The organism is Rhodovulum sp. FJ3, assembly GCF_032918305.1.
GTDB lineage: Bacteria > Pseudomonadota > Alphaproteobacteria > Rhodobacterales > Rhodobacteraceae > SAT37.
In genome coordinates this window covers 690,502-706,760 of sequence record NZ_JAWJUU010000001.1, presented here as the reverse complement: position 1 = coordinate 706,760, position 16,259 = coordinate 690,502, and the positions used below count along the sequence as shown (strand labels likewise).

General features: G+C 60.2%; 18 protein-coding genes. 13 read left to right on the top strand and 5 right to left on the bottom strand.

What is annotated here, in order from left to right; genetic code table 11:
• Window positions 1-129 precede the first annotated feature (129 nt).
• From coxB to R1W00_RS03550, 11 genes are all read left to right on the top strand, one after another.
• On the top strand, window positions 130-999 hold the full coding sequence (coxB, locus tag R1W00_RS03600) for a cytochrome c oxidase subunit II (RefSeq protein WP_410901517.1): 870 nt from the start codon (window positions 130-132) through the stop codon (window positions 997-999).
• A gap of 53 nt (window positions 1,000-1,052) precedes the next feature.
• Complete coding sequence (cyoE, locus tag R1W00_RS03595) at window positions 1,053-1,988, top strand: heme o synthase (RefSeq protein WP_317261345.1); 936 nt, start codon at window positions 1,053-1,055, stop codon at window positions 1,986-1,988.
• Window positions 1,982-2,173 carry a hypothetical protein gene (locus tag R1W00_RS03590; RefSeq protein ID WP_317261344.1) on the top strand — a complete coding sequence of 64 codons (192 nt, stop codon included), beginning with the start codon at window positions 1,982-1,984 and terminating at the stop codon, window positions 2,171-2,173. Before cyoE ends, R1W00_RS03590 begins: the two co-directional genes overlap by 7 nt.
• Window positions 2,170-2,751, top strand: coding sequence for a cytochrome c oxidase assembly protein (locus tag R1W00_RS03585; protein ID WP_317261343.1), 582 nt, complete (start codon window positions 2,170-2,172; stop codon window positions 2,749-2,751). Before R1W00_RS03590 ends, R1W00_RS03585 begins: the two co-directional genes overlap by 4 nt.
• A 22-nt stretch (window positions 2,752-2,773) precedes the next feature.
• Window positions 2,774-3,577: a cytochrome c oxidase subunit 3 gene (locus R1W00_RS03580; protein ID WP_317261342.1), complete on the top strand. Its 804-nt coding sequence runs from the start codon at window positions 2,774-2,776 to the stop codon at window positions 3,575-3,577.
• Between the two features lie 78 nt (window positions 3,578-3,655).
• Window positions 3,656-4,330, top strand: coding sequence for an SURF1 family protein (locus R1W00_RS03575; protein ID WP_317261341.1), 675 nt, complete (start codon window positions 3,656-3,658; stop codon window positions 4,328-4,330).
• Between the two features lie 10 nt (window positions 4,331-4,340).
• Window positions 4,341-5,732: a threonine synthase gene (gene thrC, locus R1W00_RS03570; protein ID WP_317261340.1), complete on the top strand. Its 1,392-nt coding sequence runs from the start codon at window positions 4,341-4,343 to the stop codon at window positions 5,730-5,732.
• Entirely contained in the window at window positions 5,729-6,991 is a 1,263-nt protein-coding gene (locus R1W00_RS03565; protein ID WP_317261339.1) for a pitrilysin family protein, read from the top strand. Before thrC ends, R1W00_RS03565 begins: the two co-directional genes overlap by 4 nt.
• Window positions 6,991-7,575, top strand: a complete 585-nt coding sequence (locus tag R1W00_RS03560; protein ID WP_317261338.1) for a GNAT family protein — start codon at window positions 6,991-6,993, stop codon at window positions 7,573-7,575. The genes R1W00_RS03565 and R1W00_RS03560 overlap by 1 nt, the downstream gene beginning before the upstream one ends.
• A 31-nt stretch (window positions 7,576-7,606) precedes the next feature.
• Window positions 7,607-9,019, top strand: a complete 1,413-nt coding sequence (locus R1W00_RS03555) for an FAD-binding oxidoreductase (RefSeq protein WP_317261337.1) — start codon at window positions 7,607-7,609, stop codon at window positions 9,017-9,019.
• A 67-nt stretch (window positions 9,020-9,086) separates the two neighbouring features.
• Window positions 9,087-9,521: a DsrE family protein gene (locus R1W00_RS03550; protein ID WP_317261336.1), complete on the top strand. Its 435-nt coding sequence runs from the start codon at window positions 9,087-9,089 to the stop codon at window positions 9,519-9,521.
• Window positions 9,522-9,527: 6 nt separating this feature from the next.
• Here the strand turns inward: R1W00_RS03550 and R1W00_RS03545 are convergent, their stop codons facing one another.
• Complete coding sequence (locus R1W00_RS03545; protein ID WP_410901516.1) at window positions 9,528-10,067, bottom strand: adenine phosphoribosyltransferase; 540 nt, start codon at window positions 10,065-10,067, stop codon at window positions 9,528-9,530.
• 336 nt (window positions 10,068-10,403) lie between these two features.
• Here R1W00_RS03545 and R1W00_RS03540 point away from each other — a divergent pair, with 336 nt between their 5' ends.
• Complete coding sequence (locus tag R1W00_RS03540) at window positions 10,404-10,577, top strand: hypothetical protein (protein ID WP_317261335.1); 174 nt, start codon at window positions 10,404-10,406, stop codon at window positions 10,575-10,577.
• A 15-nt stretch (window positions 10,578-10,592) separates the two neighbouring features.
• Here R1W00_RS03540 and R1W00_RS03535 read toward each other — a convergent pair whose 3' ends face one another.
• The gene (locus R1W00_RS03535) at window positions 10,593-11,201 is read right to left on the bottom strand and encodes a flavin reductase family protein (protein ID WP_317261334.1); all 609 of its coding nucleotides are present in this window, start codon (window positions 11,199-11,201) and stop codon (window positions 10,593-10,595) included.
• A gap of 80 nt (window positions 11,202-11,281) precedes the next feature.
• Between R1W00_RS03535 and R1W00_RS03530 the strand changes: the two genes are divergently transcribed.
• Window positions 11,282-11,767, top strand: coding sequence for an N-acetyltransferase (locus R1W00_RS03530; protein WP_317261333.1), 486 nt, complete (start codon window positions 11,282-11,284; stop codon window positions 11,765-11,767).
• 4 nt (window positions 11,768-11,771) lie between these two features.
• Here R1W00_RS03530 and ptsP read toward each other — a convergent pair whose 3' ends face one another.
• The 3 genes from ptsP to R1W00_RS03515 form a co-directional block, all read right to left on the bottom strand.
• A complete protein-coding gene (gene ptsP / locus R1W00_RS03525; protein ID WP_317261332.1) occupies window positions 11,772-14,024 on the bottom strand; it encodes a phosphoenolpyruvate--protein phosphotransferase in 2,253 nt (750 codons plus the stop codon).
• 272 nt (window positions 14,025-14,296) lie between these two features.
• The gene (locus tag R1W00_RS03520) at window positions 14,297-15,532 is read right to left on the bottom strand and encodes an aspartate kinase (protein WP_317261331.1); all 1,236 of its coding nucleotides are present in this window, start codon (window positions 15,530-15,532) and stop codon (window positions 14,297-14,299) included.
• Window positions 15,533-15,595: 63 nt separating this feature from the next.
• A complete protein-coding gene (locus R1W00_RS03515; protein WP_317261330.1) occupies window positions 15,596-16,258 on the bottom strand; it encodes an SDR family NAD(P)-dependent oxidoreductase in 663 nt (220 codons plus the stop codon).
• Window position 16,259 lies beyond the last annotated feature (1 nt).

The window sequence follows — 16,259 nt, the reverse complement described above, 5'->3', positions numbered from 1 at the left end:
ACTTGCCGCAACAATCTTGCTTGTTTCATTCGGCTTAATATGGTTTTTGGGGCGCGGGAACACAACGGTATGCCGAAATTTTGGCGCCGTGTCGCGGCTGACGTGCCGCTGATGATACAGGGAAAGACGATGCAGATCTCTACTTTGCGCAACGGCTTTATGGCCGCAGCTGCTGCTACTTTTACCGCGACTTCGGCTCTGGCTCAGGACACTGTGGACGGGTTGAAGGTTGTTGGCATTCCGACCGACAAGGCGCTGGGCTTTCAGCCCGCCGCGACCGAACTGGCCCGTGACCTGCAGGGCCTGAACTCGCTGATCTTGGTGATCATCACCGCGATCGTGATCTTCGTGACCGCGCTTCTGTTGTTCGTGATTGTCCGCTTTAACCGCAAGGCGAACCCGACGCCCTCGACCTTTACGCACAACACCCCGCTTGAGGTGGCTTGGACGATCGTGCCTTTGGTGATCCTTGTGGTCATTGGCGCCTTCTCGCTGCCGGTTCTGTTCAAGCAACAGACCATCCCCGAGGCGGATGTGAACATCAAGGTCACCGGCTACCAGTGGTACTGGGGCTATGAATACACCGACCACGATTTCGCCTTTGACAGCTTCATGCTGGCCGAGGACGAACTGGCCGATTACGGTTACGCGCCCGAGCATCACCTGCTGGCGACCGACACCGCCGTTGTCATCCCGACCGGCAAAAAGGTTGTCATGACCGTGACCGGTGCTGACGTGATCCACAGCTGGACCATCCCCGCATTTGGCGTGAAACAGGACGCTGTTCCGGGTCGTCTGGCGCAACTGTGGTTCGAAGTCGACGAAGGCATGGAAGGTGTCTATTTCGGCCAGTGTTCGGAACTCTGCGGTATTGCACACGCCTACATGCCCATCGTGGTTCGCGCTGTGTCGCAAGAGGACTACGACGCATGGCTGAACGGCGCGATTGACGAATACGCCGGCACCCCGCGCACGCTGACCGTCGCGTCGGCCGAGTAAACTCCGCAAGGCGGGCTGGCCCACGCGGCCAGTCCACCCAGCAGGGGGCAGAAATGACCGATACCACGACCCTTATCGATCACAGTAATGAAGCCGAATTCGGCGATTACATCGCGCTGCTCAAGCCGCGCGTGATGTCGCTGGTGGTGTTCACGGCGCTGGCGGGCCTGTTTGTCGCGCCTGTTTCCGTGCATCCGTTCGTTGCCTTCACCGCGATCCTGTTCATCGCCATCGGCGGCGGCGCCTCTGGCGCGCTGAACATGTGGTGGGATGCCGATATCGATGCCGTGATGCGTCGCACCGCGAAACGCCCCGTCCCGTCGGGCCGCGTTACGGCGGGTGAGGCTTTGTCGGTTGGTCTGGCCCTGTCGGTTCTGTCTGTTCTGATGCTGGGTCTGGCGGCCAACTGGGTTGCGGCCGGTCTTCTGGCCTTTACCATCTTTTTCTACGCTGTCGTTTACACCATGTGGCTGAAACGCTCGACCCCGCAGAACATCGTGATCGGTGGTGCGGCGGGCGCGTTCCCTCCGATGATCGGCTGGGCTGTGGCCACCGGTGGTGTCAGCGTCGAATCCGTTCTGATGTTCGTCCTGATCTTTATGTGGACGCCGCCCCATTTCTGGGCGCTGGCCCTGTTCATGAAGGACGACTATTCCAACGCCGGTGTGCCGATGTTGACCGTGACCCACGGCCGCAAGACCACCCGCACGCATATTCTGGTTTACACGCTGCTGCTTGCGCCGATGGCTCTGGCTTTGGCGGCGACCTCGATCGGTGGCCCGCTGTATCTGGCGATGTCGGTGGTTCTGAACGCGCTGTTCATCAAGGGCGCGATCACCATCTGGCGCCGTGATGAGGATGCTGCCGTCGCAGACGAGTACAAAGTGGAAAAGAAATTCTTCCGCTTTTCGCTGGTCTACTTGTTCCTGCACTTTGTCGCCCTGATGGTGGGCGTGGCTCTGGCCGATTTCGGGGTGGGCACATGGTAAGCGAATTCCGCAAGGATCATGAACTGCATAAACGTCGTTTCGGCCGCAATATGGGGCTTGGCGGGGTGCTTATTGCTTTTGTCCTGCTTGTTTTCGGCCTGACGATCGTCAAAATTTCTGAAGGATCCAGTTTGCAGGGCTTTGACCACGTTGTTCGCCCCGAACTGGCCGTGGAGGCGCAATGACGGACAAGGCGAAATCCAAAACGGTTGTGAAGCTGTTGGCTGTGGTGACCTTCATGGGCTCGCTCGGCTGGGCGTCGGTGCCGCTTTATGACCTGTTCTGCCGCGTGACCGGCTATGGCGGTGAGACGCTGCAGGCGGATGCGGGCTCGGACGTGGTCCTTGAGGAAACCATCAAGGTGCGCTTTGACGCCAGCAAAGAGCGTGACTTCCCTTGGGAATTCAAGCCGGCCCAGCGTGAAATGGAACTCAAGATCGGGGAAACCGGTCTGGCCTTTTACGAGGCCTACAACCCGACCGACCGGCCCGTTGCCGGTTCGGCAAGCTACAACGTCGCCCCCTTTGCGGCGGGTGGCTATTTTACCAAGATCGACTGTTTCTGCTTTACCGAGCAGGTCCTGCAACCAGGTGAACGCATTCAGATGCCGGTCACCTTTTACGTCGATCCCGAAATCGTGGAAGACCGCGAAGGCAAGTACGTGCATACGATCACGCTTAGCTATACGTTCCACGAGATCGACTTGCCCGAGGCACAGGTGACCCTGTACGACGGCCCCGAAACAAAACAAAACTTTAACTGACGTCTCAGGCGAGGGACCCATCATGGCGCATGAGAAAAACCACGACTATCACATTATCAACCCGTCCATCTGGCCGTTTCTGGGTGCTGTTGGCGCTTTGATCATGCTCTACGGCGCTGTGCGTCTGATGCATGATGAAGGCATCGCCATGTTCCTCGTTGGTCTGGCCATGGTCGCCTACGTCATGTTCGCATGGTGGTCGGACGTTGTTTCCGAGAGCCGCGCTGGCGATCACACCCCCGTGGTGCGTATCGGTCTGCGCTATGGCTTTATCCTGTTCATCATGTCCGAGGTGATGTTCTTTGTTGCGTGGTTCTGGAGCTTCTTCAAACACGCCCTGTACCCCATGGGTCCGGAAAGCCCCGCCGTTGACGGTGTATGGCCGCCGGTTGGCATCGAGACGTTTGACCCGTGGCACCTGCCGCTGATCAACACGCTGATCCTGTTGTGCTCGGGTGCGGCGGCAACTTGGGCCCACCACGCTCTGGTGCATGAGAACAACCGCAAAGACATGCGCAACGGTCTGATCCTTGCGATTGCTCTGGGCGCTGTGTTCACCGTGTTCCAAGCCTACGAATACAGCCACGCGGCCTTCGGCTTCTCGGGCAACATCTATGGTGCCAACTTCTTTATGGCGACCGGTTTCCACGGCGCGCACGTTCTGATCGGTACGATCTTCCTGTTCATCTGCCTGCTGCGTCTGACGCTGAAGAACGACTTTACCCAGGAAAAGCACATCGGTTTCGAAGCCGCCGCTTGGTACTGGCACTTTGTTGATGTTGTCTGGCTGTTCCTGTTTGCAGCCGTATACATCTGGGGCGGCTAAACGCCTCTCGCATTTGCGAAACAAGTGTGAAAGAACAACGGGCGCGGGGGAAACCCCGCGCCTTTGCTGTGAGGGACTATGACCAAACGAATGATCGTTCCGCTGCTGTTTGGCCTGCTGGGCGCGGCGATTCTGATGAGCCTCGGAAAGTGGCAATTGGACCGCCTTGCGTGGAAGGAAAACATCCTGTCCCAGATTGATGCGCGCATCGGCGACGCGCCTGTGGCCCTGCCGGAAACACCCGACCCCGAGGCGGACAAGTACATGCCCGTCACCGTGACCGGAACGTTTGAACCCCGCGGTCTGCGTGTTCTGGCCAGCCGCAAGATCATCGGCGCGGGCCATCGCATCATCACCGTACTCGATGTCGACGGGCGTCAGATCATGGTCGATCGCGGGTTCCTGAAAAACGGTGATGCGCCCGGTGCGTTTCCCGATGGTCCCGTCACCGTAGTCGGTAACCTGCACTGGCCCGACGAGATCAGCAATTTCACCCCCGAGCCCGATATCGACGGCGGCCTTTGGTTCGCGCGACAGGTGCCCGATATGGCCGCCACCCTGAACACGGAACCAGTGTTGATCGTTGCGCGGTCTATCACCCCCGCCGATCCCGCGATTTCCCCGTGGCCCGTGGACAGTTCGGGCATCCCCAATGATCACCGTAGCTATGCGATTACGTGGTTTTCACTGGCCGCGATTTGGCTGGGGATGACAGGGCTGCTTTTGTGGCGTATCAGACGCCAACAGGTTTAAGAGGCAAGAGATGAAATACATTTCCACGCGCGCCAATGCGCCGGAACTGAACTTTGAACAGGCGATGCTGACGGGTCTGGCCCGCGACGGTGGCCTCTATGTGCCCGAGAGCTTTCCGACCTTTTCCTCGGACGAGATCGCCGATATGGCCGGTCAGTCCTATGAGGAGATCGCGTTCCGCGTGATGCGCCCCTATATCGGCGACACGTTCACGGATACGGAATTCAAAGACATCATCGCCCGCGCCTATGCCGGTTTCGGCCACGCGGCGCGCGCGCCTCTGGTGCAACTGGCCCCGAACCATTTCCTGCTGGAACTGTTCCACGGCCCGACTCTGGCCTTCAAAGACTTCGCGATGCAGCTGATCGGTCAGCTTTTCCAAGCGGCCCTTGGCCGTTCGGGTGATCGCGTGACCATCGTCGGCGCGACCTCGGGCGACACGGGCAGTGCCGCGATTGAGGCCTTCCGCGGTTTGGACAATGTCGATGTGTTCATCCTGTTCCCGCATGGCCGCGTGTCGGATGTGCAGCGTCGCCAGATGACCACGCCCGCCGATGACAACGTGCACGCCATCGCGGTTGATGGGGATTTCGATGACTGTCAGGCGGCGGTCAAAGACATGTTCAACGATTTCGAATTCCGCGATGCGGTCGGTCTGGCCGGTGTGAACTCGATCAACTGGGCGCGGGTTCTGGCACAGGTCGTCTATTATTTCTCGTCGGCTGTGTCCCTTGGCGCGCCGCACCGCACCATTGATTTCACCGTGCCGACCGGCAACTTTGGTGACATCTTTGCGGGCTATGTCGCGAAACGCATGGGCCTGCCGATTGGCAAGCTGGTCGTCGCGACCAACCAGAACGACATCCTGCACCGCGCGATCAGCGGCAAGGGTTATATCAAGCAGGGCGTCACCCCCTCGATCAGCCCGTCGATGGACATTCAGGTCTCATCGAACTTTGAACGCGCGCTATTTGACGCCTATGACCGTGATGGCGCGGCGGTGACGCAGTTGATGGATGAACTCAAGGCCGAGGGTGGCTTCACGATCAGCCAAGGCGCGCTCCAGCGTTTGCAGGACGTGTTCACCTCGGGCCGTTGTTCCGAGGATGAGACATCGCGCACCATCACCGAACAATTTGCCGCCACGGGTGAGGTGCTGTGCCCCCATTCGGCGGTTGGTGTAAAAGTTGCAGAGGAACATCAGGACGCGCAGGTGCCGATGATCACCTTGGCCACGGCGCATCCGGCGAAATTCCCGGATGCGGTGGAACAGGCGGTCCATCAGCGTCCCGCGCTGCCCGAACGTATGAAAAACCTGTTTGACCTGCCCGAGCGCGTGACACGCGTCGAAAACGATCTGGCGGCCATTCAGACACTGATCAAAGAAGGGCGACGCGGTTGAGCGTAGAGCTGCACACACTGTCGAACGGGTTCCGCATTGTGACGGAATCCATGCCGGGTCTGAAATCGGCGGCTTTGGGTATCTGGGTGATGGCCGGTGGCCGTCACGAACGTCCCGAACAGAATGGCATTGCCCATTTCCTTGAGCACATGGCGTTCAAGGGCACCTCGCAACGCAGCGCCCTGCAGATCGCCGAGGCGATTGAGGACGTGGGCGGCTATATCAACGCCTATACCTCGCGCGAGATGACCGCCTATTACGCCCGCGTGCTTGAGGCCGATGTGCCCCTCGCGCTTGATGTGATTTCCGACATCGTTTTGAACCCGGTCTTCGATCTGAACGAGATCGAGGTTGAGCGCGGCGTGATCCTGCAGGAAATCGGGCAGGTTCTGGATACGCCCGACGATATCGTATTCGACTGGCTGCAAGAGGCGGCCTATCCCGAACAGGCATTGGGTCGCTCGATCCTTGGCCCCGCCGAACGCGTCCGCGCCTTTAGCCGTGATGACCTGTCGGGTTTCGTTGGCGAACATTATGCACCGGATCAGATGATCCTGTCCGCCGCAGGTGCCGTTGATCACGACGAAATCGTGCGCATGGCCGAGGCCCTGTTTGGCGGTTTGAAACCGGCGGGCCATCTGGAACCCACGGGGGCAAGCTTTGCCGGTGGGGAAAAGCGGATGATCAAGCCGCTGGAACAGGCGCATTTCACCCTCGCGTTTGAAAGCCCCGGCTACCGCGATCCGTCGATCTATGCCGCCCAGATTTACGCAAGCGCCCTTGGCGGCGGGATGTCGTCCCGTCTGTTCCAAGAGGTCCGTGAAAAGCGCGGCCTGTGCTATTCGATCTTTGCGCAAGCCGGTGCCTATGCCGACACGGGCATGGTGACGCTCTATGCCGGTACGTCGGGATCGCAGGTCGCCGATCTGGCCGAATTGACCGTGGATGAGATGATCCGCGCCGCCGGTGACATCACCCCGGCTGAGGTCGGTCGCGCCCGCGCCCAGATGAAGGCAGGCCTGTTGATGGGGCTGGAAAGCCCGTCCTCGCGCGCCGAACGTCTGGCCCGCAACATCGCGATCTGGGGCCGTGTGCCCGAGCTGGACGAGACCATCGCGCGCATCGACGCGGTGACCACCGGTGACGTCAAGGCGTTTGGCGAAGGGTTGATTACCTCTGGACGTGCGGCGATGGCCCTTTATGGTCCGGTAGAGGACGCGCCTCGGCTTGAGGCCATAAAGGAGAAGATCGCAGCCTGATGTTCACCCGTCGGCGCAAGGTACGGATCGAAACGCCACGCATGACCTTGCGTTTGCCGACGCATGGGGATTTCGTGCCGTGGTCGTCCCTGCGCCGCGAGAGTCAGGCCTTTCTCACCCCGTGGGAGCCCGAGTGGGCCCCCGACCACCTGTCCCGCCGCGCCTTTACCAACCGCGTCTATTGGGCCAGCCGTGCCCTTGCCCAAGGGACCGCCGTGCCACTGTTCATGATCCGCCGTGACGATAACGCCCTTTTGGGGGCGATCACGTTGGACAACATCCGCACGGGTCCGGCGCAATCCGGCACGCTTGGCTATTGGATCGGCCAGAAATACGCGCGCCACGGGTTCATGCGCGAGGGTCTTGAGGCCGTTGTGCATTACGCCTTTAACGAGATGGACCTGTCGCGGCTTGAGGCCGCCTGCCTGCCGGAAAACAGCGCCTCGCGCGGGGTTCTGGAAAAGACAGGGTTCAAATACGAAGGCGTCGCCCAAAGCTATCTGCAAATCGACGGGCGCTGGCGCAACCACGTGCTCTATGCCAATTTGCGCAGTGACCGCCGTGGGCGCACCTCGATCGGGTAGGGCACTCGCCCGTTTTTAATAGGATATTGTGATGCTGAACGCCGCGACGCCGGAATTTATCGACACGTTGCGCGGGGATCTGCCCGCCACCTGTTTTCGCGAACTGACCCCCGCCTATCTGGAAGAACCGCGCGGTCGGTTCACGGGGCAGGGCGCGGCGTTGCTGGCCCCCGAAACGACTGAACAAGTCGCGACGATCGTGCGCGCCTGTGCGGCGGCCAATGTCGGGGTCGTGCCCTATGGCGGGGGGACGGGCCTTGTCGGCGGTCAGGTGCAAGAGACCGGCCCCGCGCCGGTGGTTCTGACGCTTGAACGTATGAACGCCGTTCGTGGCGTCTATCCCGTGGAAAACGCGATGGTGGTTGAGGCGGGTGTGACCCTGGCCGAGGTTCAGGCCGCCGCCGAAGAACAGGGTCGCCTTTTCCCCCTGTCCCTGGCCTCCGAAGGCACAGCGCGGATCGGCGGGAACCTTGCGACCAATGCGGGCGGGGTGAACGTGCTGCGCTATGGCAATGCGCGCGACCTGTGTCTGGGCCTTGAGGCGGTGATGCCTGACGGGTCGATCTGGAACGGCCTCAGCCGTCTGCGCAAGGACAACACCGGCTATGATCTGAAGAACCTCCTGATCGGGTCCGAGGGGTCGTTGGGCATCATCACCGCGGCCAGCCTGAAGTTGTTCCCGCAGCCCGAACAAACCGGCGCGGGCCTGTTGGTCGTGCCGGGACCCGAGGCCGCGCTGGACCTCTTGGCGCTGGCGGGCAAGCTGTTGGGCAATAGCGTGTCGGCCTTTGAACTGATTGGGGCGATGGGTTTGCATTTTCTGGCCGAGGCGATGCCGCAGGTCCGTTTGCCGTTTGACGATGTGCCCGATTGGATGGTTCTGATCGATCTGGGCATGGCGGCGGGGCAGGATCCGCAAGAGGCGCTGGAGACCTTGTTCGCCGAGGCGTTTGAGCAGGGCCTTGTGACCGACGGCCTTGTGGCGCAATCCGAAACCCAGCGTCAGGAATTCTGGGCCGTGCGCGAAAACATTCCGGCGGCGAACCGTGTGATCGGGTCCATCTCGTCCCATGACATTTCCCTGCCGCTGAGTGCGATTCCCGAATTCATCACCCGTGGCGGTGCTGCCTTGGGCAAAATCGCGGAGATGCGGATCAACTGTTTTGGCCATCTGGGTGACGGAAACCTGCATTACAACGTCTTTCCGCCCGCCGGTCAGACCCGCGATGCCTTCGATCACCTGCGCGGGGACGTAAAGGCCTGTGTGCATGATCTGGTGCATGAGATGGGCGGCTCGGTCAGTGCCGAGCACGGCATCGGACGACTGAAGGTCAAGGATTTGCAGAAATACGGAGATCCGACCAAGGTTGCCCTGATCAGTGCGATCAAATCCGCATTGGATCCGCAGGGCATCATGAACCCCGGCGTCATCGTTTCTGCGTAAATTCAGATTTTTCTATGTGTGGGTGTGATCTGCGCCTAAGCTGTTCCTGTTCAAGGGAGGAACAGTCATGAAAAAATTTGTAATGGGCGCCGTGCTTGCGGGCGTCATGGCGACGGGTGCGTGGGCCGAGGGCATGACCCATCACGTCGCGATCCATGTCGATCAGAACGATCCGCAGGTGATGAACATGGCCCTGAATAACGCCAAAAACGTCGCCAATTATTATGCGTCCGTCGGCGATGAGGTGGTGATTGAGGTGGTCGCCTATGGCCCCGGTCTGAACATGTATGTACCGGGTAAAAGCCCTGTTGCCGACCGTATCAGCACCATGAGCCTTGAGATGGACAACCTGTCCTTTGCGGCCTGCGGGAACACCCTGCGCGCGATGAGCGCCAAGGCCGGCCACGACATCACCCTGATGGAGGAGGCGACCGTGGTTCCCTCGGGCGTTGTGCGTCTGATCCAGCTACAGGAAGAGGGATACGCCTATGTGCGCCCCTGAGGCGTCTTACAGGCCCTCATAGGCACAGAGGGCGTGGACATCCATGCCCATGCCCTCTAGCCGCGCACGTCCGCCCAGATCCGGCAGATCGACGATAAAGGCACATCCGACGATCTGACCGCCCAGACGTTCGACCAGCTTGATCCCCGCCTCGGCGGTGCCGCCCGTCGCCAACAGGTCATCGACCAGCAAGACGCGCTCACCCGGTTGAATGGCGTCATCGTGGATTTCAACGACCGCTTGGCCGTATTCCAGTTGATACTCTTCGCTGATGGTGGTGCCGGGCAATTTGCCCTTTTTGCGCACGGGCACGAACCCCTTGGTCAACTGATGCGCAATTGCGCCGCCAAGGATAAACCCCCGTGCCTCAAGGCCGATGACCTTATCAATCGCCATCCCCGCATAGGGCAACAGCATCTGGTCAATCGCCATGCGAAATCCGCGCGGATCGGAAAACAGGGTCGTCACATCGCGGAACATGATCCCCTCATGCGGGAAATCGACGATGGTACGGATATAGTCCTGAACAGAGTTTTTCTGGATCATGTCGGGCCTCGGGAGATGGTCAGGTCAGCCCCCGTTCTGGCCCAAATAGCGTCCTTTCGCAAGAATGCGCCGCGCCCCCCTCGGAGCGGCACAAGCATGTGCCGAACGCGCGTTTACCTTAGTGCTTTGTCTCACGGAACAGACGATAGGCCCAGTCCGGCAGCCAGTTCAGGTGCGGCTTGTTCCAGTCCATCTGATCGCGAACCAGCATCTGTTTTGCAGAGTAGAGGTTCATTTTACTTTATCCTTCTGGTTTAACTCGTTAAAAAGGTACTGCGGTTGCATATGTTATGTATATACATTGCATAACCTTATTTCAAGGCCTAAGGATTCGGCGTGAACAAAAAGTCTGAAAAAAAGAAGGCTGGGAAAAAAGACAGCCAACTGGTCCTTCGCCTTGATAAGGAAGAGCGCGACGCGTTTGTCGAGCTGTGCAAGGACATGGACACCAGTGCCGCGCGGGAAATCCGGCGGTTCATCCGTGGTTTTCTAAAGGAAAACGCAGACTAACCGCCGGTCCTGTGATCAGGTTTCGTTGGGCCGTTTCAGGGTAAAGGGCCGGTCGATATAGGCGTAATCGCGATAGCCCAGACGCGCCAGCGGCAGGTATTTAGTGACGTCGATCATGCCATCCACCAGAACATTGTCGCGGATGTGGACGCCTACTACCTGACCGAACACGGCAAAGTTCGACGTGCCCTCCAGCGGGACAATCTGGGTCAGTTTGCATTCCAACGCGGCGGGCGCACCGGCGACGCGGGAACAGGCGATGACCTCACATTCCGCGCGCTCAATCTCGGCTAGGTCAAATTCGTCGACCTCTTTGTCCCACGGGCCGGACGAGGCATTCATCGCGTCACGCATGTCGTATTGGACGATGTTCACACAGAACACACCGGTGTCGCGGATGTTGGCCACGCTGTCCTTGGTGTCGCCGCGGTCGTCTTTGGCCGAGGTGGATGAGAACATCACCTGCGGCGGTTCATAGGCGACGCCATTGAAAAACGAATAGGGCGCAAGGTTATCCTGACCGTCACTGCTACGGGTCGAAATCCATCCGATCGGACGCGGCGTAATGATGGCGTTAAACGGGTTATGGGGCAGGCCGTGGCCCTGTTCGGGGCGATAGAACATGTGATCTCCGTTCTGACGTGTTTGCCCCAGACCTAGCGCCGTGCTACGCCACGATCCACAAACAAATGCATGAGGCGGGTATGATTACCCTGACGCGGGAAACCAAGGACGACTGGTGGGAGGTCGAGGCGCTCTATGATCTGTGCTTTGCGCCAGGTCGTGAGGCCCTGTCGTCCTATCGTCTGCGCGACGGCGTGGCGCCGGTCGGGGATCTGTGTCTGGTGGCCCGTGATGAGTTGGGGATCATCGCCGGTGCAATCCGCTATTGGCCGGTTCTGGTCGGGGGCGCGCCGGTTCTGTTGCTGGGGCCGGTGGCCGTGCACCCCACGCATCAGGGCGAAGGCCTTGGCGCGCTGTTGATCCAAGACAGCCTCGAGCGTGCCCGCAACATCGGCTGGGAACGCGTGTTGCTGGTCGGGGATGCGCCCTATTACGCGCGGTTCGGGTTTGAACGGATGCACGGGGTGACAATGCCGCCGCCCACCAACCCCGAACGCGTGCTGGGGCAATCCCTGTTGCCGGGCGGATGGTCGGGCGTGTCGGGGCAGGTCGAAAAGCACCCCTAGGGGATCAGAACGCCCAGCCCTGTCGCGCGAGGTAATCCAGAACCGACGGGCGCACCGATTGATCGCCATTGGCAATGGATTCGTCGATCACACCGCGCACTTCGGTCAAATCGACACTGCGCAACAGGCTCTTGATCGGGCCAACCGAGGCAGGGCGCATCGACAGACTGCGCAGACCCATCGCGGCAAAGCACAGCGCCTCAACCGGACGGCCCGCGTCCTCACCACAAAAGGACACCGGGGTATCCGTGTCGTCACAGCGGTTGGCGATCTGTTCGATAAAGGTCAGGAAACTGACGTTAAGGGTATCATACCGCCGCCGCACCCGTTCGTTTTCACGGTCGGCGGCAAAAAAGAACTGCTTTAGATCATTACCGCCGATGGAAATAAAGTCCGCCATTTCAAAGAATTGACGCGGCGCAAAGGCAAGGCTGGGCGTTTCCAGCATGGCACCGATTTCCACGCTGCTGGGCAGGGTATGGCCCAGCTTTTCTTCGCGGTCCAACTCGCGCAGGAGGTACTCGCGGGCGGTTTTGAATTCGTCGAACTGGGCCACAAACGGGAACATCACCGTCAACGGACGCCCCCCCGCACCACGGATCAGCGCCTGAAGCTGCATCCGCAGAACGCCCGATTTGTCCAGACCCACGCGGATCGCGCGCCAGCCCAAGGCGGGGTTCGGTTCGTCGTTCGGCTTCATATATGGCAGGACCTTGTCCGACCCGATGTCCAACGTGCGAAATGCCACGCGCTTACCCTGTGCGGCGTCCATCACACGACCATAGAGCGCGGCCAATTCGGCGCGGCGCGGGACCTTGTTGCGGATCAGGAACTGCAGTTCCGTGCGGAACAGGCCAACGCCCTCGGCCCCCGAACTTTCGAGGCTGGGCAGATCGGCCATCAGGCCCGCGTTCATGTGCAGGCTGATCGTCGTGCCGCATTTGGTCGTCGCAGGCACATCGCGGATCGAGGCATAGCGTTCCTGCGCCTCGGCCTGCATGGCGATCTTGTCCATGAACGCCTTTTGCACCTGCTCATCGGGGCGCAGATGCACGACGCCCTGTTCGCCATCGACCAAAATCTTGTCGCCGTTCAGGGCCTCGGTCGTGATGCGTTTACAGTGGATCACCAACGGAATGGCCAGCGCCCGCGCAACAATCGCGGCGTGCGACCCGACCGAGCCCTCTTCAAGCACGATCCCCGCCAGTTTCCGCCCATAGGACAGCAATTCACCGGGACCGATGTTGCGCGCGATCAGGATCGGGTCCTCGGGCATCTCGGCGCCGGTTTCATTCCCCTGACCCGTCAGGATGCGCAGCAACCGGTTGGACAGATCATCGAGATCCTGCAGACGTTCGCGCAGATAGGCGTCCGGCACCGTCTGTAGGCGCGAGCGCGCGACGGATTGTTCTTTTTCGACGGCGGCCTCGGCACTTAGGCCGCGATCGATGTCCTCTTCCATACGGCGCATCCAGCCGCGGGAATTGGCGAACATGCGATAGGCCTCTAGCACCTGCAACTGTTCGGTGTCGCTGGTGCTGGCGATGCTCAGCATCTCGTCGACCGAGACGCGCAGCTGATCAACGGCCTCTTGCAGGCGTGTCTTTTCGGCGGCGGGGTCATCGGCCACGGGGTTCGTCACCACCACGCGCGGTTCATGCAGCCAGACGTGACCGGCGGCGACGCCCTCTTGGCCGCTGGTACCGCGGAACAGTTCGGGGCGTTGGTGGAGGGCGGACAGGCCGGATTCCTCACCCACAAACGCGCCCAGTTCTGTCATCTCGGCCAGAACCATCGCGACGACCTCTAGCGCGTAGAGTTCATCGTCGGAAAACTGGCGCGCCTCTTTGGACTGGACAACCAGAACACCCATGCGTTCGCCGAGACGTTGGATGGGAACGCCTAGGAAGCTGGAATAGATTTCCTCGCCCGTTTCCGGCATGTACCGGAACCCTTTTTCGGCGGGGGCGTTGCCGGTGTTGATCGCGCGGGAAAATTTCGCGACGCGCCCGACCAGACCCTCACCAATGCGCATGCGGGTGATATGGACCGCCTCGGGTTTCAGGCCCTCGGTCGCGCACAGTTCCAGAGTTTCGGCGTCGCGGAACAGATAGATCGAACACACCTCGGTGCGCATGGAATCCGCAATAATATGCGTAATCCGGTCAAGGCGTTCCTGACCGGCGCTGTCTTCAGCCAGCGTTTCCTTGAGCCGCCCAAGCAGTTTGCGGCTTTCGCTTTCTAGGCTATGTGCCATCCGTCCCCGTTTTCGTTTCCCGCCTTGGTGGCGGGTGCGATACGTCTTTAGTGCAGAAATGAAGGCAAGCGATAGGGCAAATCAAGCACCTATGTCCGTGATAGCGCAATACTGCCGACGAAAGTCGAGTTTACGTCAGGAAATTTCTGCAAAGGCGAAAGGTTTCTGCATTTGCAAAGGCTTGCGAGATTTGCAAATGCCGAAAAAAGCACCGAAAAACAAAAACGCGGACCCGAAGGCCCGCGTTTCCAAATCCGGTGATCCGCTGTGGATCAGGCCTTTTCCAGACCGAAGGTGTCGTGCAGGGCCTGCACCGCCAGTTCCATGTATTTGCGGTCGATCAGGACCGAGATTTTGATCTCGGACGTGGTGATGACACGGATGTTGACGTTTTCGCGCGACAGGGCCTCGAACATCTGCGAGGCGACGCCGGCGTGGCTGCGCATACCGATGCCAACGACCGACACCTTGGCGACATCCGTGTCCGCAACCAGATCGTGGAAGTTGATCGAACCCTCGTCCTTGGCCTTGGTCAGGGCCTCGCTTGCGCGGGCGACCTGATTGACAGGGCAGGAGAAGGTCATGTCGGTGCGACCCTCTTCGCTGATGTTTTGGACGATCATATCGACGTTCACACCGGCCTCGGCCAGCGGGCCAAAGATCGCGGCGGCAATGCCGGGACGGTCAGCGACCGAGATCAGGGTCATTTTGGCTTCGTCGCGCTGATAGGCGACGCCGGAGACAACGTTCTGTTCCACAATATCCTCCTCGTCGCAGACGAGCGTACCAGAATTTTCGTCAGTGTCTTCAAAGCTGGAGAGCACGCGCAGTTTCACCTTATAGCGCATGGCCAGCTCGACTGAGCGGGTTTGCAGAACTTTGGCGCCCAGCGAGGCCAGTTCCAGCATTTCCTCAAACGCGATCCGGTCCAGCTTGCGGGCCTTGTCCGAAATGCGCGGGTCGGTCGTATAGACGCCGTCGACGTCCGTGTAGATGTCGCAACGCTCGGCATCGAACGCGGCGGCAAAGGCCACGGCGGTCGTGTCACTGCCCCCACGGCCAAGCGTGGTGATGCGGCCCTCGGGGCTGATGCCTTGGAAACCGGCGATCACGGCAACGCGCATCCCTTCGCCAAACTTGGCGTCCAGATTGTCACGCGGGATGCTTTCGATACGTGCGGCGGAATGGGCGCTGGTGGTTTTCAGCGGCACCTGCCAGCCCTGCCAACTGCGGGCGGGGATGTCCATTTCCTGCAGCGTCAGTGCCATCAGACCCGCGGTGACGTTCTCACCCGAGCTGACCACGGCATCGTATTCGCGCGCGTCGAACAGCGGCGAGGTCTGCTCGACCCAACCGACCAGTTCATTCGTTTTACCGGACATGGCCGACACGATGACGATGACGTCATAGCCGCGCTCGACCTCACGCTTGACCTTTTGGGCCGCGTTTTTGATCCGATCCAGATCGCCGACGGATGTTCCGCCGAATTTCATTACCAAAAGGGGCATGGTGCCTCTCGCCCGTTTAATCGGGCTGTTTCCTAGGTCACATGCGCGCCAAGGGCAAGTGGGTTAATAGGCCTGAGGCTGTCCATTCCACTGCAAAAACGTCCCAGTGGTGTCAATTGACAGTGAATTCAGCCGATCCGACAGCCCGCGCGCGGAATCGGTGACGGTGATTTCGGCGTTCTGTCCGCCCATATCCGTCACAACCCAGCCGGGATCGAAGATGCCCACGGCAATGCCTTGGGCGCGCAGATCGGTTGCCATATTGCGCCCGAGGTTCAGAACCGCCGCCTTGGACGCGCGATAGGCATAGGACCGTCCCGGCGCGCGTTCATGCGACGCCATTTGTGACGAGATCAGCGCGATCTTGGGAGTGTCCGATTGGCGCAGGTTGGCCATGACCGCCTCAACCGTCAGAAACACACCCGTCACATTCGTGGCAAAGGTATCCGCCCAGATATCGGCGGTCAGGCCCCCGTTCAGGGTGCTGCCCGCGTCCAGATACACACCGGCGTTGCACACGACCGTGTCGATCACCCGCCCCGACAGGGTATGGGACAGGGCGTGGTGGCTGGCCGGTTCTGTGATCGACAGGCGCTGCCACTCAATCCCCGCGATCTGGGGGTGTGAGGTGCGGTAGGTTCCGATGACCGTTTCCCCGCGTGCGATTTGTTCTTGGGCAAGGGCAAGGCCGATGCCGCGATTGGCGCCGGTAATCAGGATGGTCATC

Excerpts from the sequence above, each read along its gene's own strand:
- coxB (WP_410901517.1), top strand. The coding sequence starts at position 130 with ATGCAGATCTCTACTTTGCGCAACGGCTTTATGGCCGCAGCTGCTGCT.
- cyoE (WP_317261345.1), top strand. The coding sequence starts at position 1,053 with ATGACCGATACCACGACCCTTATCGATCACAGTAATGAAGCCGAATTC.
- R1W00_RS03590 (WP_317261344.1), top strand. The coding sequence starts at position 1,982 with ATGGTAAGCGAATTCCGCAAGGATCATGAACTGCATAAACGTCGTTTC.
- R1W00_RS03585 (WP_317261343.1), top strand. The coding sequence starts at position 2,170 with ATGACGGACAAGGCGAAATCCAAAACGGTTGTGAAGCTGTTGGCTGTG.
- R1W00_RS03580 (WP_317261342.1), top strand. The coding sequence starts at position 2,774 with ATGGCGCATGAGAAAAACCACGACTATCACATTATCAACCCGTCCATC.
- R1W00_RS03575 (WP_317261341.1), top strand. The coding sequence starts at position 3,656 with ATGACCAAACGAATGATCGTTCCGCTGCTGTTTGGCCTGCTGGGCGCG.
- thrC (WP_317261340.1), top strand. The coding sequence starts at position 4,341 with ATGAAATACATTTCCACGCGCGCCAATGCGCCGGAACTGAACTTTGAA.
- R1W00_RS03560 (WP_317261338.1), top strand. The coding sequence starts at position 6,991 with ATGTTCACCCGTCGGCGCAAGGTACGGATCGAAACGCCACGCATGACC.
- R1W00_RS03555 (WP_317261337.1), top strand. The coding sequence starts at position 7,607 with ATGCTGAACGCCGCGACGCCGGAATTTATCGACACGTTGCGCGGGGAT.
- R1W00_RS03550 (WP_317261336.1), top strand. The coding sequence starts at position 9,087 with ATGAAAAAATTTGTAATGGGCGCCGTGCTTGCGGGCGTCATGGCGACG.
- R1W00_RS03545 (WP_410901516.1), bottom strand. The coding sequence starts at position 10,067 with ATGATCCAGAAAAACTCTGTTCAGGACTATATCCGTACCATCGTCGAT.
- R1W00_RS03535 (WP_317261334.1), bottom strand. The coding sequence starts at position 11,201 with ATGTTCTATCGCCCCGAACAGGGCCACGGCCTGCCCCATAACCCGTTT.
- R1W00_RS03530 (WP_317261333.1), top strand. The coding sequence starts at position 11,282 with ATGATTACCCTGACGCGGGAAACCAAGGACGACTGGTGGGAGGTCGAG.
- ptsP (WP_317261332.1), bottom strand. The coding sequence starts at position 14,024 with ATGGCACATAGCCTAGAAAGCGAAAGCCGCAAACTGCTTGGGCGGCTC.
- R1W00_RS03520 (WP_317261331.1), bottom strand. The coding sequence starts at position 15,532 with ATGCCCCTTTTGGTAATGAAATTCGGCGGAACATCCGTCGGCGATCTG.
- R1W00_RS03515 (WP_317261330.1), bottom strand. The coding sequence starts at position 16,258 with ATGACCATCCTGATTACCGGCGCCAATCGCGGCATCGGCCTTGCCCTT.